The sequence below is a fragment of the Desulfosalsimonas sp. genome, assembly GCF_055149105.1.
Genome location: NZ_JBSRLA010000025.1, coordinates 1 through 17,446, shown reverse-complemented (window position 1 = coordinate 17,446; position 17,446 = coordinate 1). Strand labels below are relative to the sequence as shown.

Sequence of the window (17,446 nt, the reverse complement as noted above, 5' to 3'; positions counted from 1 at the left end):
GGGATTGCCGAAAAGGGGAATCAAAGCCCTTTTGCCCGGGCGCAGAGGACCTCGTAGAGCTCATCTCCGATGGCAATTCCCAGATCGATAAACTGCGGGCCATAGTGCCGCCCCGTATTCGTGCGGAAAGTATTGCGGATTTTTTTCAGAAACGCCATCCCCTGGGGATAATGGGTCAAAAACCGGTCCACGGGCACATCCCGGTAGGCCAGCATTTTCCAAACCGTCCGGGTGAAATTCTCCGGTCCCCATCGGAACTTGTCTGCATCGTATAAACAGTCTGACAGCAGTTGGGCCACGAAACTGCCGCCTCTTTGATTTTCGCCGAATGCCTCGTGGTTGGCAATGGCCAGGCAGATGGCATCAATATCAGGACCGGAAAACGGGTAATCGGCCAGCACCCGCCTGGCGCAGGCGGCTCCTGCAGCCGCATGATTTTTCTCCTTTCGGCAGATATCATGCAAAAGTCCGGCAGCCTGGGCCAGGCGCAGCCGGTGATCACGGCTTTCTGCATCCCTGCAGATCTGCGGCGCCTCGATAAGCACCAGGGCCCCGGCATCCAGGGCCACCTCCCGCACATGGATCAGCCCGTGGCCGAAATCGTTTTCTATGTTTTCGGCAACAAAGGCCCACAAATCCGCCACCACGGGATCCTGCCCGAAAAAGCCCCGGGAGCAGCGCACCTGCCCGGAAAAGTCGGAATAAAAATCCGGCGACGGATAACGGGCGGCTATGCCCACGGCCTGCTGCTGGAGCTGACGGTAAATTGGCTTCATTTTCAAACAGATAAAATCCGGGCGGCGTTTTCGCCCAGTATTTGGTCACGGAGCCGGGCGCTGATGGCCGCTGACTCCATTTCCCGGAAATAACGATCCGGCGGGATCAGGGGATAATCGGTGCCAAACAGGATCCTGTCTGCGCCCGCCAGTTCTGCGGCCTGCCCGTAAATTCGGGTGTCATAGAGAAACGGCGATGCCGCGGTGTCAAAATAAACATTGGCCAGCACGTCACTGACTTCTTTTTTCAGCAGGTTATAGAAAAATATCCCTCCGCCCCAGTGCCCCAGGATGATGATGTTGTCCGGGTAGGCCTTAACCAGGGCATAAATCTGGGCCAGGGTGTTATCACTTTTTCCGGGATACTGGTGGCCCACGGGCTCATTGGTATGAATCAACACGGGCAGATTTTTTTCCCGGCACTGTTCCATGATCGGGGCCAGGCGCGCGATTGTATCCTCTGTGATGCCCCCGGCCTGGTAAAAGGCCAGTTCCCCGACCCCGGACAGACCGGCTGCAAGGCAGCGCTCCACTTCCTTTTCCGCACCTTCGGCATAGGGATTGACACAGCAGAAACCCTTGAGCAGGTCCGGCCACCTCCGGGCTGACTCGATAATATAGTCATTGTGGTGCCGGCAGGTCTCTGGATTAAACCATGGAAAACCGAAAACAACGGAAATATCGACTCCGTGCTCATCCATGGAGCGGAGCATGTCTTCGGCACCGATCATTCGGGCCTTGGGGCTGCGATAAAGCAGGGCAAAAGCCGGCTCATCGAGAAAATAATTGTCCCGGTTGTTGCGGATCACCCCGGGAAACAGATGGGTATGCACATCAATGATCATTTCGGTCCCCTTGCAGCAGTGAATCTTTCCGGCCGGTCTTGACTGTGGATTCCATGATACAATATACTCAATCAACCGGCAATGATAATGTGACGCGCCTTGAAACCACCCAAAACAGGATAAAAAGAGATGAGCACGGACAAAATGTTTGCCTGGTTTGATTCTCCCGGAAAGCAGAACACCGCCCAAACCCTGGAACTGGCCTGCCAGCGGGGCCGGGAACTGGGAATTGAAGAACTGGTGGTGGCATCGACCACCGGGGATACCGCCTACAAAGCCCTGGAGATGTGCACCGGATTTCAAATCACGGCAGTCACCTACCACTGCGGCTTCCGCCAGCCCTTTGAAAAAAGCATGAAAGATGACGTCCGAAAGGACCTGGAAAAAGAAGGGGTGCGGGTCGTCGAGGCCACCCATGCCCTTTCCGGGGTGGAGCGGTCCGTGGCCAAAAAGCACGGCGGCGTCTATCCCGCCCTGCTCATGGCCGACACCCTGAAACTCTTCGGCCAGGGCACAAAGGTGTGCGTTGAAATCGCGGTGATGGCCGCAGACGGCGGCGCCCTGTCAGGCAGCGATATCATTTCCGTGGGCGGCACCTCCCGGGGGGCGGACACGGCCCTGGTCATCAAACCCGCGCACCAGACCGGCTTTTTTGACCTCAAAATCCGGGAAATCGTCTGCAAACCCCGGGATTTTTAGCCCGGTCAACGGTTTTCGTATCTGCGCTGGATCTTGGAATCGGTTTTTTCCGGATGCTTGTCCAGGCGGCGGTAGCGATTGGCCGCAGCCTCTGCCAGCCGCCCCAGCACGTTGGCCAGGTCCGAGTCCTGCCACATCTGCACAAACTGGGGCATTCCCATCAGCCGGTCGCTGAGCTGATACGGCGGGTTCATATCCGGCATAAGGCGGATATCGCCCTGCTCCACAGCCACGTTTTCCGCAAAAATATCCGAAAACAGGGATCCGACCGTGTAAGTGAAAAATTTCTTCACATCTTCTGTTGACTCGGCGTTGTTGATTTTTTTGCGGAATTCAGGAAGGACTTTGCGTTCATGCTTGGTAAAGGATGCTTGCCTGCTCATGGCCTCTCCCTTGTCTGGGATTTGAGCCGGTCCGGACCAAAGGCCCGCGCTCCGATTTATTCCGGCCCGTTTGTGTCCCTTATCTTAAAATAATAACGCCCTTTGCCCGGGTCAATTAAAAACCCCGCCGGCTGACACAATGGCCTCCATTGACATCACTCCATCTGTGTTTATTTTATTTTTGAATAATTCCGGATAGAAACAAAACAATTAAAAATTGCGCATGATCTGTTTCATTCGCATATCTGTGATAAAAGGAGGCCTTATCATGAGGTTTGACAAATTCACCATAAAATCCCAGGAGCTCATCCAGCAGGCCCAGTCCCTGGCCGCGGAGAACCGCCACCAGCAGATTGAACCGGTGCACCTGCTGGCCGGGATGCTCGAGGATTCCCAGGGAATTGTGGTATCCGTGCTCAGAAAAATCGGCGCCAGCCCCTCTGAAGTGCACAAGGAAGTGCAGGAGGCAATGAAAAAACTGCCTGCAGTGGAGGGCGCAGCAGAGGTCTATATTTCCGGGGAAACCAAAAAAATCCTGGAATCGGCCTTTTCCATCGCCTCGAACATGAAAGATCAGTACGTGAGCGTGGAACACATTTTCCTGGCCCTTGCAGACAGCAAGAAAGGCCATGTTGCCCAAATTTTTGAGCGCCACGGCCTGAAGCGCGACGATATCCTAAACGTGCTCATGGAAATCCGGGGCAACCAGACCATCAATGACCAGAACCCCGAGGACAAATACCAGGCCCTGGAAAAATACAGCCGGGATCTCACAGAGCAGGCGCGGCTGGGCAAACTTGACCCGGTCATCGGCCGCGACGAGGAGATCCGGCGCATTGCCCAGGTCCTTTCCCGGCGCACCAAAAACAACCCGGTGTTAATCGGCGAGCCGGGCGTTGGCAAAACCGCCATTGTGGAGGGCCTGGCCCAGCGCATCGTGGAAGGCGACGTGTCTGAGACATTAAAGGACCGGCGGCTGATCGCCCTGGACATGGGATCGCTGATCGCCGGGGCCAAATACCGGGGCGAATTCGAAGACCGGCTAAAGGCCCTGTTAAAGGAAGTGGAAAAATCCGAGGGCCAGATCATCCTGTTTATTGACGAGCTCCACACACTGGTGGGCGCGGGCGCGGCCGAAGGCGCCATGGACGCCTCCAACATGTTAAAGCCCGCCCTGGCCCGGGGATCGCTGCGGTGCGTGGGTGCGACCACCATCAGCGAGTACCGCAAGCACATTGAAAAGGATGCGGCCCTGGAGCGGCGGTTTCAGCCGGTATTTACCGCAGAGCCCGGCGTGGAGGACACCATTTCCATTCTGCGAGGCCTGAAGCAGAAATACGAGGTGCACCACGGGGTCAAGATCAAGGATTCGGCCATCGTGGCCGCAGCCACCCTGTCGGACCGCTACATCACCGACCGGTTTCTGCCGGACAAAGCCATTGACTTAATCGATGAAAGCGCCTCACGACTTCGCATTGAAATCGACTCCAAGCCAACAGAGATCGATGAGATCCAGCGGCGCATCACCCAGCTGGAAATCGAGCGCGAAGCCCTGAAAAAGGAAAGTGACAACGCCAGCCGGGACCGGCTGGGAAAGATTGAAAAGACCCTGGAGGGGCTCAAGGAAGAATACAACCGGATGAACGCCCACTGGCAGAATGAAAAACAGGCGATCCAGCGCCTGCGGGACTTAAAAACCGAACTGGACCGCATCGGCACCGAAGAGCAGCAGGCCCAGCGCCAGGGAAACCTGGAAAAAGTGGCCCAGCTCCGCTACGGCCGGAGAAACGAGATCCAGAAGGAAATCGAGGAGGCCAACGCAAACCTGGTGGAACTGCAGAAGACCCGGCGCATGCTGCGCGAGGAAGTCGATTCCGAAGACATTGCCTATATTGTCTCCAAATGGACCGGCATTCCCGTATCCAAGATGCTGGAAACCGAACGCGAAAAGCTCATTGCCATGGAAAAGCGCATTGCCAGCCGGGTGGTGGGCCAGGACCAGGCGGTAACGGCCGTGTCCAACGCTGTGCGCCGTTCCCGCTCGGGTCTTCAGGACCCCAACCGGCCCATTGGCTCGTTTATCTTCATGGGCCCCACGGGCGTTGGCAAAACCGAGCTGGCCAAGGCCCTGGCCGAGTTTCTCTATGATGACGAGCAGGCAGTGGTGCGCATAGACATGTCCGAGTACATGGAAAAACACGCAGTGGCGCGCATGATCGGGGCGCCCCCGGGATACGTGGGCTACGAGGAAGGCGGATACCTCACCGAGGCGGTCCGACGGAGGCCCTATTCGGTAATCCTGTTTGACGAAATTGAAAAGGCCCATGCAGACGTGTTCAACGTGCTGCTCCAGATCTTAGACGATGGCCGGCTCACCGACGGTCAGGGAAAAACCGTGGATTTCAGAAACACCATTATCATCATGACCTCCAACGTGGGCAGCCAGCAGATCCAGGAGTTTTCCGGAGACAACCGGGAGCAGATGGAAGAACGCGTGCTACAGTCCCTGCGGGCAACGTTTAAACCGGAATTTTTAAACCGGATCGACGAGGTGATCACCTTCCACAGCCTCAGCGCCGAGCAGCTGCGGTCAATCGTGGACATCCAGTTCACCTACCTGCAGAAACGGCTGGCAGACAGGCGCATGGAAATCGAAATCACGGACGCGGCCAGGGACCTGCTGGCCCGGCGGGGCTTTGACCCGGTCTACGGGGCCCGGCCCCTGAAGCGCACCATCCAGCACCTGGTGGAAAACCCGCTTTCCCTGAAAATCCTGGAAGGCGGCATATCCGAAGGCGACCGGATCGTGGCTGATGCAACCGGTGATGAAATCACCTTTCACGTGGAAAAACAGGTGCATCCGGACACCATGGATGATGAACCCCTGGCCGAAACCGGCTGATTGAGCCCGATGATCGTCAGCATATGCAAAAAAGCCGGAGGCGCTGCAGCGCTTCCGGCTTTTTTATTGCAGATGACAGCGGCCTTTGTGATGAAATTGCAAAAGCCTGAAATAATTTTTGGCACACTTACGGGTCCATGTCTATATTGAATGTCTACAATAACGTTATGGTGAAAGCAGGCTTCACCAACTGCCCAAAAACCTGCCCCATATGCGCAAAACCCCTGCGCCAGACGCAAAACGCAGGCCAAGGCTGGTACAATCCGGCCCAAACCGCATCAAAGGAGGTCCATCATGAAAAAAACAGTCCAGATTTTCATTGTTTTGATTGTATCCGCGTTCGCAATAGCCGTGCTGCAGCCCACCGCACACTCCGGGGATGCAATGCCCGAGCCCGAAGCCGCTGCGTTCTGGGACTACATCACCGAAACCGACTATACCCAATGGGAATTTTTTCCCGGCTTTGATGGCATGTACCCGGGCCAGAGCCCCCATGGCGCGCATCTGAAGCTGTATGCCAACGACATCGCCTATAAAGCCGCCAAAGACGGCCAACCCATGCCGGACGGGGCCATTTTGGTGAAGGAAAATTACGGCAAGGACGAAAAAACACTCATGGCCATCACGCCCATGTACAAAGTGGACGGTTACAATCCTGACGGCGGCGACTGGTTCTGGGCCAAATACGGCCCTGACGGCAGTGCGGCAGCCTCCGGAAAGGTGGACAGCTGCATCTCCTGCCATAAAGCCATGGGCGGCGGCGACTATGTTGTTGTGGAACCCAAGTAAATAAAGGAACAAAAACAGGGAGAAAACGCATGCGGTCCAGACGCATCGCGATAATTGTCCTGGTTATGCTGGCCGCTGTTTTCACCGCAGGTGCAGGCACGTGCGAGACCGGTGGTGAAAACAGCGAAATCCTTTACATCGGAAAATTCTCCGCAGCCGGCACGGACCGCGAGATTCCTGCCGGCTGGGAGCCGCTGACCTTTGAAAACATTGACCGCCATACCCGGTACCGCCTGGTCCGCGACAACAAAACCACGGTGATCAAAGCCAAAAGCGATTCATCCGCATCCGGCCTGATCCGCAAAATGCGCATCGACCCGCGTCAATACCCGGTTATCCAATGGCGCTGGAAGGCCACCGGCATTTACGAAAACGGCGATGTCACCCGGAAATCCGGGGATGATTATCCGGCGCGCCTCTATATTGCTTTTGAATATGACCCGGAAAAGGCGGGGTTTTTCGAGCGGGCGAAATTCAACATTATTGAAAAAATCTACGGTGAATATCCGCCGGCAGGGGCCATCAACTACATATGGGCCAGCACGGCAGCCAAAGGCCGGGTCGTGCCCAATGCCTATACAGACAGGGCGCAGATGATCGTCCTGCAAAGCGGGCGGGAAAATACAAACACCTGGGTATCGGAATCCAGAAACATTCTGACCGATTACAGGGCGGCATTCGGACAGGAGCCGCCCATGATCCAGGGGATTGCGATCATGACCGACTCGGACGACACCGGTGAATCCGCGGTCACCTATTACGGCGATATCATAATGAAATCACAACAGTGACCGGCCGGCACGGGACAGGAAAAATTGAGATGCCATCATGACAGCCCATGGAGAAACATATGAACTTTGATGCCATTTATCGGTTTTTGTCAGACCTGGGATATACCCATCCCCTGCATCCGGCGGTTACCCACCTGACTGTGGGCCTTGTGCTCGGCGCCCTGGTCTTCGGGGTGATCGGGCTTCCGGGCTCCTCCGGCAAATATGCCCAAACCGCCCGGCATTGCTGCACCCTGGCTTTTATCGCTGTTTTCCCCACCGTGGTATTGGGCGTGATGGACTGGTTCCATTACTACGGCGGCAGCTGGATCTTCCCGATCAAAATGAAGATCCTTCTGGCCGGTATTCTGGTGCTTCTGCTCCTGTTGTCCATTTTTCTCAATGCCGGGCGCACCAAGCGACCTGGTTCACTATTGCTGGTCTATTTGCTGGCCGCTGCCACTGTGGTGGGGCTTGGGTATTTTGGCGGCGAGCTGGTCTATGGTGACAAAACCAGCCCGGGCGCCGATGGGCAGGCAGGGATGACAGAAACCCGGTCTCCGGGTCAAAGCCCGGATTTTGCTGTTGTGGAAAAAATTCTGCAGACCCATTGCACCAACTGCCATACAGGCACCAACCCCCCGAAAAGCCTGAATCTGCAAACATACACAAATATCATGGAAGGCAGTCAAAACGGCATGATGGTCATTGCCGGCAAACCCGGGGAAAGCGAACTGATCAAACGGGTTAAAGGGATCAAAGGCCCCCGGATGCCCCTGTCAGGACCCGCCTTGTCCGGCAGCGACATCAATGCCATTGAACAATGGATCCAGGCGGGCGCACCCGGGCCCGGCAGCTAAATCATAAGGGGACGGCCCGCAGCCGTTATCCCGCAGCGGCAATCACCTCTTCGGGAATATCGGCATTGGTGTGCACCCGCTGCACATCATCGTTGTCATCCAGGGCGGTCATGAGCTTGAGCATTTTTTCCGCATCCGTGCCCGCAAGGCTTACCGTGGTCTGGGGCAGCATGGTGACCTCGGCCTCATCACCAAAAGGGATTTGGGCGGCATTAAGGGCGGCCTTGACATCCTCGAACGCATCCGGCGGGGTGATGACCTCAAAGACCCCGTCCTCGTCCCGGATATCCTCGGCCCCGGCCTCCAGGGCCGCCTCCATGAGGGCATCTTCTTCCGCATCGCTTTTGTTGACCGGGATCCAGCCCTTTTTGTCAAACATCCAGGACACGCACCCGTTTTCCCCTAAGTTGCCGCCGTGCTTGCTGAAAACATGGCGCACATCAGCCACGGTGCGGTTTTTGTTGTCAGACAAAGACTCCACGTACACGGCCGCACCGCCGGGGCCGTAGCCCTCGTAGACGGTTTCCTCGTAATTGACCCCTTCAAGCTCGCCGGTGCCTTTTTTGATGGCCCGGTCAATATTGTCCTTGGGCAGATTGTTCTGCTTGGCCTTTTCCAGCACAGTGCGCAGCCGCGGGTTGGCGTCCGGATCTCCCCCGCCCAGGCGGGCGGCCACGATGATTTCCTTGACCAGCTTTGTAAAGATCTTGCCCCGCTTGGCATCCTCGGCGCCTTTTTTATGCTTGATGTTTGCCCACTTACTGTGTCCTGCCATGTGTTTCCTCCTGTTTCCGGCCCTTGCCGATCACGTAGATTTCCCTGCTGTCTTTGCGGCAGCTGGCCGGTTTAAATATCTTCATCATCTCAAACCGATCCCGGACCGCGTCGCAAAACGCCTTGAAATCCGGTCCCTGAAATATCTTGCACACAAACGCCCCGCCCGGCCGCAGGGCCCTGTCAGCAATATAGAGCGCCATTTCACACAACTGATGGGAACGCACGGCATCCACATCCTTGCGGCCGGTAGTGGAAGGCGCCATATCGCTTAACACTGCATCCACGCCTTCGTCAATGATTTGCCAGACCTCCGGGGCCATTTCATTGATATCTGCCTGAAACACGCTCACATTGGCCGGCACATCCATGTCCACAGCCTTTAGATCCACGCCGATAACCCTGCCGGAGTCCCCGGCAGTCTCTGCGGCATACAAAAGCCAGGAACCCGGCGCACACCCCAGATCCAGCACCACCTGGCCGGGGTGGATCAGATTGTGCTTTTTCTGGATTTCTTTTAGCTTGTAAACCGACCGGGCCGGAAAATGCTCTTTTTTGGCCCTTTGGGCATAAAAATCCGGCCGTGCGCGAACATTTCCGGAACTTTTTGATTTTTTTCGTTTCATATAGAAAATCAGCCGCCGGGTCAAGCCGGTTTGCGGCAATCACCACCTGGTGTTTAAAAAAGGATATCCATGATTTCAGAAAGCCGCCGAATGCCGACCAGTTCAATGCCCCCGGCGCCCTTGACCTGTTTGAGGCTGTTTTTGGGCACAATGCAGCGGGTAAAACCCATTTTTTCCACCTCTGCAATCCGGGCCGGCAGATGGGAAATGCCCCGGACCTCGCCGGTGAGCCCCACTTCACCCAGCAAAAGCGTGCCGTCGGCAACCGGCCGGTCCAGAAAACTGGAGGCCACCGCTGAAATAATGCCCAGGTCCACGGCCGGCTCCGAGACCCGCACCCCGCCGGCCACGTTCATGAAAATATCCTGGCCGGCCACGTTCAACCCCAGTTTTTTCTCCATGACCGCAACCAGAAGCGATACCCGGTTGTAATCCAGGCCCAGCACCGTGCGCCTGGGGGTGCCGTAGCCCGACCCGCTGATCAGGGCCTGGAGTTCCACCAAAATGGGCCGGGTGCCCTCCATGCAGGCGGTCACCACAGAGCCCGGGGCGTTTTTGGCCCGCTCGGACAAAAACACCGCAGACGGGTTGGGCACCTGCTCCAGGCCGGATTCCTTCATTTCAAACACGCCGATTTCATTGGTGGAGCCAAACCGGTTCTTGACCGCCCGCAGAATGCGAAACACGTGATTCTGGTCGCCTTCAAAATACAGCACCGTGTCCACCATGTGCTCCATGATCCGGGGGCCGGCAATGGCGCCCTCCTTGGTGACATGGCCGATTAAAAACGCCGGTATTCCGGTCTGCTTGGCCATGACCATCAGCTTCATGGTGGCCTCGCGCACCTGGGTGACACTGCCCGGGGCAGAGGCGGCATCTTTTGAAAACATGGTCTGAATCGAATCAATGACCAGGGCGTCCGGCTTCTGGTCATGGACCATGTCAATGACAGCGTCCACATCAATTTCAGATACCACGTACATGCCCGGGGCCTGGGGGGCAAGGCGGCGGCTGCGCATCTTTAGCTGCCGGGTGGATTCTTCGCCGGAGACATAAAGCACCCGGCGGTTTTCCCGGGCCAGGTGCTGGAGTACCTGCAGCACAAGGGTGGATTTTCCGATGCCGGGATCTCCGCCGATTAACACCAGGCTGCCGGCGATAATCCCGCCGCCCAAAACCCGGTCAAATTCATCCACCCCGGTGCGGATCCGCTCCTCGCCTTCCATGGCAACTGCGTCGATGAGCACAGGCTCGGGCCTGCTGGCCAGGGCCTTTCGGGCGGCCGAGGCCGGCCCGGAAGGCGCACTTTGCTCCACCATGCTGTCCCACTGACCGCAGTCCGGGCAGCGGCCCATCCACTTGGGGCTCTGGTATCCGCATGCCTGACACCAGTAAATGATCCGGTTGTTTTTTTTCATATTCCGCAGATTGGCCGTAAAACGCCTGAGCGTATAAGATTGACAGTTTGGCGCCCGTCATGGCACATATACCAATGACAACCATTGACGCCGGTTTGAGAGACTATAATATGCACCCCGGACAAAATCAAACCTTTTCACCCGGTTAGGCGGCAGCACACATGATGGATTATCACGTTCACACCCGGCTTTGCAACCATGCCAGCGGGGACATGGCCCAATACGTGGCCTGCGCCGCGGGCCGGGGACTTTCGGAAATCGGCTTTCTGGAGCACCTGACCCTGCATGAGCAGGGCCGCCACCTGTCCATGACCGCCATGGACATTCCCCTTTATTACTATGCCGCACGCCGCCTGCAGGCAGCAGTAAGCGGGCAGATCCGGGTCCGGGTGGGCCTGGAGGTGGATTTCACACCGGAGCTGGCCGCACAGGCACAGGAAATAGCAGAAAGCTTTGACTTTGACATGATCGGCGGATCCGTGCATTTTATTGAAAACCGCAACCTGGTCAGCTCACGGGCCGGTCAGAACATAGACCAACAACCCCGGGACGCGCTTTTTGACCAATACCTGGATCTGCTGGATCAAATGGCGGACTGCCCGTTTATCGACATTGTGTGCCACCTGGACGTAATCCGGAAATTCGGCGCCCTGCCCGGGGAAAATTTTTACGAAAAACTCGATCCAATCCTGAACAAGATCGCCGCACAGGGCAAAACCGTGGAGATCAACACCAGCGGCCTGCACCATCGAACCGCCCGTATTTATCCGGACAAAAGAATTCTTGCAAAATGCCGGGAAAAAAACATTGCCGTGTGCACAGGCTCTGATGCCCACCGGCCCGAACAGGTGGGCCGGGACTTTGATGCAGCCATGGCACAGCTCACAGAAGCCGGCTACACCCACACAGCCGCATTTGACCGCAAAACCCGCCGGCAAATACCCCTGGCCCGGATCACCGAAGATATCAACACTATTTCTGAAATTGCGAAAAAACCCGAGGAATGAACATGAACCTGGCATCAATCGGCACATTTCTGATCATCAGCATCCCGTTTTTCCTGCTCACCGTGTGGGCGCTGGTGGATGTATCCCTGAAAACCTTTCCCGGCAAAGGCGAAAAAGTCCTTTGGTGGATCATTGCCATCACCCCGTTTGCAGGCTGGCTGATTTACCTGCTAATAGGCTTTCGCCGGGGTGTTAAACAAAACCCCACAGCATGAAATTCTATTTGACAAAAACCGCAAACACCCCTAATATTGCAAAACTTAACCGGCAAGCCCGCCGGTTAACCCAGCACATCAGCCACCCATGGCCCCATCGTCTAGCGGTCCAGGACGCCGGCCTCTCACGCCGGAAACACGGGTTCGAGTCCCGTTGGGGTCATGCCCGGTTCTTCTGGGTTTCATGGAAATCGCCTTTCATTTAATGGGTGCTGGATATCCCCTTATGGATATCTTCTTCAAGCCCTCGGAGCCTCATCTCCGGGGGCTTTCTCGTTTGGGAACTCAACCACTTGAGCCGGTCCCCTCTCTGAAAACGCCTCCACTGCTTCGTGTAATTCTTCCGTGTTAAAGCCCAGACTTTTTAAATACCGTTCCGTAGTGCTGGGGGCTTCGTGCCTTAAAATCCTTTGAATTAAACTCAGGGGCTTTCCGATACGGTAAAGGTAACTTGCTGACAAGTGCCGTATTGCATGGAAGCCGAACGGCTGAACCTTGGCCCGCTTGCAAATTGTTTTCATAAAGTGCTGCCGGGTCTTAAACGGTCCCCCTGGATTATGCCGCGGGGAACAGCTATCTTCCAGCATGGTGAAAACGTGCCTTGCGCGCTTGTAGGGCCGGTTTTCCCACCACCAAAGCAGTTCTTTTCTAAGCTCGGTGGACATGGGGAGCCATGTTTGCTTAACTGAGCTTCCCCGTGTCTTCCTGGTGGACAGGCAAACTTGCTTATTTATAAAGTCCACGTCCTGCCAGGTTAACTTGAACAACTCCCCGCGCCTTGCCGCCAGGTGAAGAAAAGCCGTCAACATTACATGGTCTTGCCCTTCAGCCTTTGCAAGCACCGCGTCGAAGTCTTCAAGCGGGGGAACATAACGGGGCTTGCGCTCTTCCGGGAATTTGTCAACCGCTGTAAAAGGGTTCACTTTTTCCCTCGGAAAGCCGTCAAGGTACTTCCTGCCCCACTCCCAGGCTGCTGCCAGGTTTTTCCGATCCTTGTTAGCCGCGTACCCGCTCCGCTCGTCAAACTGTGCTTGTAAAAACCTCATGGCTAAAGCCGCGTTCATTTCTTCCAGTCCCCGGCCTTCCTTTGTAGTGAAAAGCAAAAACCTTTGAACAGCCCTCTTCTTTTCCTTGTAGGTCTTCCCGGAAAAACGCCGCTCGGAAAAATCCAGGTAATTATTTCCCCACTTCAATAAATTTAAGCAGTCCGTGGGGGTCTTCTGCTGGGCCTCTTCCTGAAGCCACTTCCTGGTTTCCTCTTCCCATACTACAGCCTTGCGGTATTCCTTTTTTCCGCTGCCGAACCACCTTGACGCTGCAATCTTTCCGTTCTGCTTCACCACGCCTCGCCAGCGCAGCTTCCCCCTTCGATTCGTTTTTGTGGGCATCACACACTCTCCTTATTTCATTTGTAAAGAACCGGAGGCATGATGCAACCCACACTCCACCCAGGTCGGCATAATACTTCCTTACGGTCCTTTCGTCCAGTTTTAATAACTGGGCGACCTCTTTCACGGTCAGAGGCTCGCCCAGTTCTCTTTCAAGTTCTTCGAAGCTCATTTTTGAGTACCCAAAGGCAAGGTTGCTGTTTGAATTTCAGCGTATGGCCTATTTTTCCTCTCCGAACAGTTCCTGGGCCGTTGAATCAAGAGCACAGGCAATCCGATGCATATGCTCGGGCGATGGGACATAGCGGCCATTTAAGGCCATTGAAATAATTGCCCGCGAAACTCCCGCCTTTTCGGCAAGATCTTTCTGTTTCATTTCTGACTCGGCAAGAGCCATAATTAGCTGTAAATTTTTTCTGGGTTTCATGTAGCCTCCTTTAATTTAATATAATGTAATGCATTATATTAATAATGATAAAAAAAATGCCTTTGCTGCTTTTATTTCCGCGATGGAAATTGACACGCTTCTGTGTCCATTCGTATATTCAATTATAATGTATTTGAATATCAGTATTTAAGGCCAAATAAGCCCTGCATTCCCCTTCTGATTCGATCAAATATCCAAAAATCCTGACAGGATTCAAATGTAATGTATTACATTTAAAAGGCCAAAAAAATATCTTCTTTGCCCCTATGTCCGCGCCGGACATTCTCTCTCTCTTCTATTTCCGGGATGGAAATTGGCACGCCCCTGTGTCCGGGACGGAAATTCATATTCCATTAAGGCGCTCACGTACATAATAATAAATTTCTTGAATATCTACAGCTAAGGCTGAATAAGCCCTGCCTTCTCCTTCTGCCCCCGGCAGGTCACCAAAAATATTGTCAAACCGCATCGAATTAAATGATTCTTTCCGCAAGAGTATGGTCTCCATGGACTCATATACTTCGCCACCAATGCGGCCGCCCAAAAAATCAATATCCGGCTTTCGCGGGCGGACAATCATCCCGAAATCAAAGGCCAGATAATCCAACGGTCGCATTACCTCTTCCATTTTCTTCAAATGATTGGAAATGGGATTATTCCGCAAGCCGTAACTGCGCAACTGAATTATCACGCCTATTTCGACGAGATTGTATATCGAATACTCACGCCGTGTTCCAGTGCCCGAAGCCTGCACTGCGGGTTCAAACAAACCCTTATCCGACCAGTTGATCGAGGTTCGGGATGTTATTCCGGGGAAAATTTTTACCACATCTCTGTGCTGTATTGTTTCCATGATTCGCTGTATAATGTAATGTATAATACTTGTCAATAAGATTTTTTAAAAAAGTTTTAAATTTTCCGGAGTCGTGATCGGACACCCAGGTTTTTCCAGCTTATAAAGAAACCTTCAGGACGGTTTTTTCAGGAACACAGACCATTCCCTCGGAAATATCAGCCATCCCCGAGGCCATGACATACCGATCGTTCAAAAACGGTAAAAATCAAAGATCAGCAATATTGATCCCGCCGAAAAAGGGCTGGGTAAAAGCAGAGAACTTCCGCCATAGCCCCCGCAGAGCCCGATACCTCTACAGGTTCCCCCCCGGTGAGAAACCTTTAAGCTTTCTCCTTGAACCTTGAGCCTATCCCCTATAGAATGTAATAAGACACCTTAGGAAAAGCCAACTCGCCGGGGAGATGGACATATCGTTGGGAAAGGCAAAAGGCGCATGAAGACGCAATATTGGACAGAATTGGCTGAATATGACATAGAAACAGCCCGTGCTATGCTTGAGACAAAGAGATTCTTGTATGTTGGATTTATGTGCCATCAAGCTGTGGAGAAAATTTTGAAGGCATACTTTGCAAAGCACTATGAGGAACATCCACCTAAAACCCACAATTTACGAATATTGGCTAAGAAGACAAATATTTTTCAAGCATTGGATGAAAACCAGAATAATCTTATTAATACATTGGAACCATTAAATATCGAGGCAAGGTATCCAACTGATAAAGAGCGTCTCTTGAAATCACTGACCCCCGAGAGGTGCGAGAAAATTATTTCATCAACAAAAGAGTTTCTAGAATGGACAAAAACAAAGTTGTAAATATTGTTAGTCAGTTAATACTTCAATTGCTGCCTGCTTTTCAGGTTCAAAAGGTGATCCTCTATGGTTCCTGGGTATGGGGTACTCCTGATGAAAGCAGTGATATCGATATTGCCGTGGTGATAAACTGGTTAGACGAGGATTATCTGGAAGCACTGACAAAATTACATAAAATTTGCAATACGGTTGATATACGTATTGAACCGATCTTGCTGGAGGAAAGACATGACCCAAGCGGGTTTTTAAAACATATATTGAGCCACGGTGAAATCATCTATGAGAGAAAAGAAGCAGAGCACGCATAAGACTGGGCTGCAGCACTTACCCCGAGATCGATCCCAGGCCGATCGTGCCGGTGGCTATGATTTCGCCTTATTTTGCTCGTCGCTATGGTCCTGCTTGTTCACGAAATCCTCAAAAATTTTTCCAAGCAAGGCCTTCAACGTAGGAGTTCCGACAAATTCCTGGTGCTGCTGCTCGCTTTCAATGCGCTCTCTTTCCAGCTCTGCGTCCAGCTCCGACAATTTTTCTTGCGTCATGGGCTCCCTGGTGATCTCACCAACCTCGAATTCTTCATCCTCGCTTTCATCAACATAGCCGGGTTCGGGGATGTGGTCATAATCCAGCAACGGCTGCCCAAAGGCTTCCGCCATCCTCATCCAGCTATGACGCAAATCCTCGATGGTTTCCCCGGAAGGCTCAACGGGGTTTTCGGTGATCGCGCCGACCTTTCCGGCCTTGTCGTAATAGGCTTCGTGGATGCCATATAAATACGACTCTTTTTCTTCCTTCGTCCGGGGATCTTTCCAAGCATGCTTTTTTCGGACGATCCGGTAATTCCACATGCTATTAACTCTCCTTGCTATGATTGGAGCCATCACTTACGACATCCTTCTGTTCGCCAAGATATAAATTGTAAGGCGGGAAAAGCCTTGTGATGTCTCCGCGGCTGATCACCAGGGTCTTGTAAAAATTATAGGAGCGCAGGTAGCGCACCTCGATCCTGCCCTTCCGCTTGCCTTTCTTGATAATCCGGGGGCAGTAGAAGGGTTTCTGCTTACCGCCGATCCACGCCATACCGGCGGGCTGTGCTTTTTCCTGGCTTGTTTCCTCGGTTGATACTGCAGCTTCCATGCACCCTCCGTTTTCATATCTCGTTCATGAGCATCCCGTTAACCTCGTTGTCCTCGATGCCTAAGTAGCGCATGGTCACGGCGGGACTGCTGTGGTTGAATCTTTTGCAGAGCAGCTCAAAACCGACTCCATAGTGCATCCGCTGGATATAGCCGAATGTCTTTCTCAGACTGTGCGTGCCGTAATTTCCTCGCAGGTTGATCTGCCTGCACCAGCCCTTGATCATCCGGTGAGCTGCAATGACCGTGAGCGGCCCGCCTTTCTGGCTGGGAAACAGGTACTCGTCCGGCTCCGGATTGCGCTGCTTGAGGTAATTGTCCAGGGCCTTGTATGTGGCCTTGTTTATGACAAGGACGTTTTGCTTGCCGGTTTTCTGCTCCCGGACTCGCACGGTGTCGCCGGCCTTCACTCCCTGCACGTCTTTGACCTTGAGTTTTAACAGGTCGCCTATCCGGAGGCCATTGTTTATTCCCATTGTGAACAGGAGAAGGTCACGGGGCCGATCCGAAAGAAGTTTTTTCAGGGCTTTTATGTCTTCTATCCTTCGGATCGGCTCGACCGTGATCGTGTCACCTTTTTTCGGATGGTTCGGGTTTTTCATACGCGCCATAAAGTTAAGTTTATCTTATTTATTATGATAAACTTAGTAACATATTTTCAAAATAAAAAGGGTGTGGCTCTTTTGCAACCACCTAAAATTTGATCACTTTTTGTTCTATCCAGATTCATAGCATAACGGAAAAGTCTACTTGATTCGTTTCAG

General features: G+C 53.6%; 21 protein-coding genes and 1 tRNA gene. 10 read left to right on the top strand and 12 right to left on the bottom strand.

From position 1 onward, the window contains the following. Positions 1–20: 20 nt before the first annotated feature. Both ACTCIA_RS07855 and ACTCIA_RS07850 read right to left on the bottom strand, forming a co-directional pair. On the bottom strand, positions 21–776 hold the full coding sequence (locus ACTCIA_RS07855) for an HD domain-containing protein (RefSeq protein ID WP_463001256.1): 756 nt from the start codon (positions 774–776) through the stop codon (positions 21–23). 2 nt (positions 777–778) lie between these two features. After that, positions 779–1,621, bottom strand: coding sequence for an amidohydrolase family protein (locus tag ACTCIA_RS07850; protein WP_463001255.1), 843 nt, complete (start codon positions 1,619–1,621; stop codon positions 779–781). A gap of 129 nt (positions 1,622–1,750) precedes the next feature. On the opposite strand from ACTCIA_RS07850, the gene ACTCIA_RS07845 reads away from it, so the two are divergent. Next, a complete protein-coding gene (locus ACTCIA_RS07845) occupies positions 1,751–2,320 on the top strand; it encodes a pyruvate kinase alpha/beta domain-containing protein (protein WP_463001254.1) in 570 nt (189 codons plus the stop codon). Positions 2,321–2,325: 5 nt separating this feature from the next. On the opposite strand, the gene ACTCIA_RS07840 is transcribed toward ACTCIA_RS07845, so the two are convergent. Then, complete coding sequence (locus ACTCIA_RS07840; protein ID WP_463001253.1) at positions 2,326–2,703, bottom strand: hypothetical protein; 378 nt, start codon at positions 2,701–2,703, stop codon at positions 2,326–2,328. 268 nt (positions 2,704–2,971) lie between these two features. Here ACTCIA_RS07840 and clpB point away from each other — a divergent pair, with 268 nt between their 5' ends. The 4 genes from clpB (at position 2,972) to ACTCIA_RS07820 (ending at position 8,024) form a co-directional block, all read left to right on the top strand. Continuing rightward, positions 2,972–5,605 carry an ATP-dependent chaperone ClpB gene (clpB, locus tag ACTCIA_RS07835; protein WP_463001252.1) on the top strand — a complete coding sequence of 878 codons (2,634 nt, stop codon included), beginning with the start codon at positions 2,972–2,974 and terminating at the stop codon, positions 5,603–5,605. Positions 5,606–5,899: 294 nt separating this feature from the next. Next, complete coding sequence (locus ACTCIA_RS07830; protein WP_463001251.1) at positions 5,900–6,394, top strand: cytochrome P460 family protein; 495 nt, start codon at positions 5,900–5,902, stop codon at positions 6,392–6,394. Between the two features lie 29 nt (positions 6,395–6,423). Continuing rightward, positions 6,424–7,185: a DUF3047 domain-containing protein gene (locus ACTCIA_RS07825; RefSeq protein ID WP_463001250.1), complete on the top strand. Its 762-nt coding sequence runs from the start codon at positions 6,424–6,426 to the stop codon at positions 7,183–7,185. A gap of 59 nt (positions 7,186–7,244) precedes the next feature. Continuing rightward, positions 7,245–8,024, top strand: a complete 780-nt coding sequence (locus ACTCIA_RS07820) for a DUF2231 domain-containing protein (RefSeq protein ID WP_463001249.1) — start codon at positions 7,245–7,247, stop codon at positions 8,022–8,024. A 25-nt stretch (positions 8,025–8,049) separates the two neighbouring features. Here the strand turns inward: ACTCIA_RS07820 and ACTCIA_RS07815 are convergent, their stop codons facing one another. From ACTCIA_RS07815 to radA, 3 genes are read right to left on the bottom strand one after another with little or no spacing between them, the layout of a single operon-like run. Beyond that, on the bottom strand, positions 8,050–8,799 hold the full coding sequence (locus ACTCIA_RS07815; RefSeq protein WP_463001248.1) for a YebC/PmpR family DNA-binding transcriptional regulator: 750 nt from the start codon (positions 8,797–8,799) through the stop codon (positions 8,050–8,052). Then, positions 8,783–9,424 carry an RlmE family RNA methyltransferase gene (locus tag ACTCIA_RS07810; RefSeq protein WP_463001247.1) on the bottom strand — a complete coding sequence of 214 codons (642 nt, stop codon included), beginning with the start codon at positions 9,422–9,424 and terminating at the stop codon, positions 8,783–8,785. The genes ACTCIA_RS07815 and ACTCIA_RS07810 overlap by 17 nt, the downstream gene beginning before the upstream one ends. Positions 9,425–9,477: 53 nt before the next feature. Continuing rightward, positions 9,478–10,842: a DNA repair protein RadA gene (gene radA / locus ACTCIA_RS07805; RefSeq protein WP_463001246.1), complete on the bottom strand. Its 1,365-nt coding sequence runs from the start codon at positions 10,840–10,842 to the stop codon at positions 9,478–9,480. 161 nt (positions 10,843–11,003) lie between these two features. On the opposite strand from radA, the gene ACTCIA_RS07800 reads away from it, so the two are divergent. The 3 genes from ACTCIA_RS07800 to ACTCIA_RS07790 all read left to right on the top strand — a co-directional run bounded on the left by ACTCIA_RS07800 (position 11,004) and on the right by ACTCIA_RS07790 (position 12,227). Further along, positions 11,004–11,849, top strand: a complete 846-nt coding sequence (locus ACTCIA_RS07800; protein ID WP_463001245.1) for a histidinol-phosphatase — start codon at positions 11,004–11,006, stop codon at positions 11,847–11,849. A 2-nt stretch (positions 11,850–11,851) separates the two neighbouring features. Continuing rightward, a complete protein-coding gene (locus ACTCIA_RS07795; protein ID WP_463001244.1) occupies positions 11,852–12,064 on the top strand; it encodes a PLDc N-terminal domain-containing protein in 213 nt (70 codons plus the stop codon). A gap of 90 nt (positions 12,065–12,154) precedes the next feature. Further along, a tRNA-Glu gene (locus tag ACTCIA_RS07790) sits at positions 12,155–12,227 on the top strand. Positions 12,228–12,303: 76 nt separating this feature from the next. On the opposite strand, the gene ACTCIA_RS07785 is transcribed toward ACTCIA_RS07790, so the two are convergent. The 3 genes from ACTCIA_RS07785 to ACTCIA_RS07775 all read right to left on the bottom strand — a co-directional run bounded on the left by ACTCIA_RS07785 (position 12,304) and on the right by ACTCIA_RS07775 (position 14,732). Then, the gene (locus ACTCIA_RS07785) at positions 12,304–13,452 is read right to left on the bottom strand and encodes a tyrosine-type recombinase/integrase (RefSeq protein ID WP_463001243.1); all 1,149 of its coding nucleotides are present in this window, start codon (positions 13,450–13,452) and stop codon (positions 12,304–12,306) included. A gap of 220 nt (positions 13,453–13,672) precedes the next feature. Beyond that, positions 13,673–13,879 carry a helix-turn-helix transcriptional regulator gene (locus ACTCIA_RS07780; RefSeq protein ID WP_463001242.1) on the bottom strand — a complete coding sequence of 69 codons (207 nt, stop codon included), beginning with the start codon at positions 13,877–13,879 and terminating at the stop codon, positions 13,673–13,675. Between the two features lie 343 nt (positions 13,880–14,222). After that, positions 14,223–14,732: a hypothetical protein gene (locus ACTCIA_RS07775; protein ID WP_463001241.1), complete on the bottom strand. Its 510-nt coding sequence runs from the start codon at positions 14,730–14,732 to the stop codon at positions 14,223–14,225. A 436-nt stretch (positions 14,733–15,168) separates the two neighbouring features. Here ACTCIA_RS07775 and ACTCIA_RS07770 point away from each other — a divergent pair, with 436 nt between their 5' ends. Both ACTCIA_RS07770 and ACTCIA_RS07765 read left to right on the top strand, forming a co-directional pair. Continuing rightward, complete coding sequence (locus ACTCIA_RS07770) at positions 15,169–15,549, top strand: HEPN domain-containing protein (protein WP_463001240.1); 381 nt, start codon at positions 15,169–15,171, stop codon at positions 15,547–15,549. Beyond that, on the top strand, positions 15,528–15,854 hold the full coding sequence (locus ACTCIA_RS07765) for a nucleotidyltransferase family protein (protein ID WP_463001239.1): 327 nt from the start codon (positions 15,528–15,530) through the stop codon (positions 15,852–15,854). The genes ACTCIA_RS07770 and ACTCIA_RS07765 overlap by 22 nt, the downstream gene beginning before the upstream one ends. A gap of 54 nt (positions 15,855–15,908) precedes the next feature. Here ACTCIA_RS07765 and ACTCIA_RS07760 read toward each other — a convergent pair whose 3' ends face one another. Genes ACTCIA_RS07760 through ACTCIA_RS07750 form a run of 3 tightly spaced genes read right to left on the bottom strand, consistent with a single transcriptional unit; the run spans position 15,909 to position 17,284 of the window. Beyond that, entirely contained in the window at positions 15,909–16,394 is a 486-nt protein-coding gene (locus tag ACTCIA_RS07760) for a hypothetical protein (protein ID WP_463001238.1), read from the bottom strand. A 4-nt stretch (positions 16,395–16,398) separates the two neighbouring features. After that, a complete protein-coding gene (locus tag ACTCIA_RS07755; protein WP_463001237.1) occupies positions 16,399–16,683 on the bottom strand; it encodes a hypothetical protein in 285 nt (94 codons plus the stop codon). A 13-nt stretch (positions 16,684–16,696) separates the two neighbouring features. Beyond that, positions 16,697–17,284 carry a site-specific integrase gene (locus ACTCIA_RS07750; protein ID WP_463001236.1) on the bottom strand — a complete coding sequence of 196 codons (588 nt, stop codon included), beginning with the start codon at positions 17,282–17,284 and terminating at the stop codon, positions 16,697–16,699. Positions 17,285–17,446 lie beyond the last annotated feature (162 nt).

Bases quoted from the DNA above. Each gene is read 5' to 3' on its own strand.
- ACTCIA_RS07855 (WP_463001256.1), bottom strand. From the start codon at position 776: ATGAAGCCAATTTACCGTCAGCTCCAGCAGCAGGCCGTGGGCATAGCC.
- ACTCIA_RS07850 (WP_463001255.1), bottom strand. From the start codon at position 1,621: ATGATCATTGATGTGCATACCCATCTGTTTCCCGGGGTGATCCGCAAC.
- ACTCIA_RS07845 (WP_463001254.1), top strand. From the start codon at position 1,751: ATGAGCACGGACAAAATGTTTGCCTGGTTTGATTCTCCCGGAAAGCAG.
- ACTCIA_RS07840 (WP_463001253.1), bottom strand. From the start codon at position 2,703: ATGAGCAGGCAAGCATCCTTTACCAAGCATGAACGCAAAGTCCTTCCT.
- clpB (WP_463001252.1), top strand. From the start codon at position 2,972: ATGAGGTTTGACAAATTCACCATAAAATCCCAGGAGCTCATCCAGCAG.
- ACTCIA_RS07830 (WP_463001251.1), top strand. From the start codon at position 5,900: ATGAAAAAAACAGTCCAGATTTTCATTGTTTTGATTGTATCCGCGTTC.
- ACTCIA_RS07825 (WP_463001250.1), top strand. From the start codon at position 6,424: ATGCGGTCCAGACGCATCGCGATAATTGTCCTGGTTATGCTGGCCGCT.
- ACTCIA_RS07820 (WP_463001249.1), top strand. From the start codon at position 7,245: ATGAACTTTGATGCCATTTATCGGTTTTTGTCAGACCTGGGATATACC.
- ACTCIA_RS07815 (WP_463001248.1), bottom strand. From the start codon at position 8,799: ATGGCAGGACACAGTAAGTGGGCAAACATCAAGCATAAAAAAGGCGCC.
- ACTCIA_RS07810 (WP_463001247.1), bottom strand. From the start codon at position 9,424: ATGAAACGAAAAAAATCAAAAAGTTCCGGAAATGTTCGCGCACGGCCG.
- radA (WP_463001246.1), bottom strand. From the start codon at position 10,842: ATGAAAAAAAACAACCGGATCATTTACTGGTGTCAGGCATGCGGATAC.
- ACTCIA_RS07800 (WP_463001245.1), top strand. From the start codon at position 11,004: ATGATGGATTATCACGTTCACACCCGGCTTTGCAACCATGCCAGCGGG.
- ACTCIA_RS07795 (WP_463001244.1), top strand. From the start codon at position 11,852: ATGAACCTGGCATCAATCGGCACATTTCTGATCATCAGCATCCCGTTT.
- ACTCIA_RS07785 (WP_463001243.1), bottom strand. From the start codon at position 13,452: ATGCCCACAAAAACGAATCGAAGGGGGAAGCTGCGCTGGCGAGGCGTG.
- ACTCIA_RS07780 (WP_463001242.1), bottom strand. From the start codon at position 13,879: ATGAAACCCAGAAAAAATTTACAGCTAATTATGGCTCTTGCCGAGTCA.
- ACTCIA_RS07775 (WP_463001241.1), bottom strand. From the start codon at position 14,732: ATGGAAACAATACAGCACAGAGATGTGGTAAAAATTTTCCCCGGAATA.
- ACTCIA_RS07770 (WP_463001240.1), top strand. From the start codon at position 15,169: ATGAAGACGCAATATTGGACAGAATTGGCTGAATATGACATAGAAACA.
- ACTCIA_RS07765 (WP_463001239.1), top strand. From the start codon at position 15,528: ATGGACAAAAACAAAGTTGTAAATATTGTTAGTCAGTTAATACTTCAA.
- ACTCIA_RS07760 (WP_463001238.1), bottom strand. From the start codon at position 16,394: ATGTGGAATTACCGGATCGTCCGAAAAAAGCATGCTTGGAAAGATCCC.
- ACTCIA_RS07755 (WP_463001237.1), bottom strand. From the start codon at position 16,683: ATGGAAGCTGCAGTATCAACCGAGGAAACAAGCCAGGAAAAAGCACAG.
- ACTCIA_RS07750 (WP_463001236.1), bottom strand. From the start codon at position 17,284: ATGAAAAACCCGAACCATCCGAAAAAAGGTGACACGATCACGGTCGAG.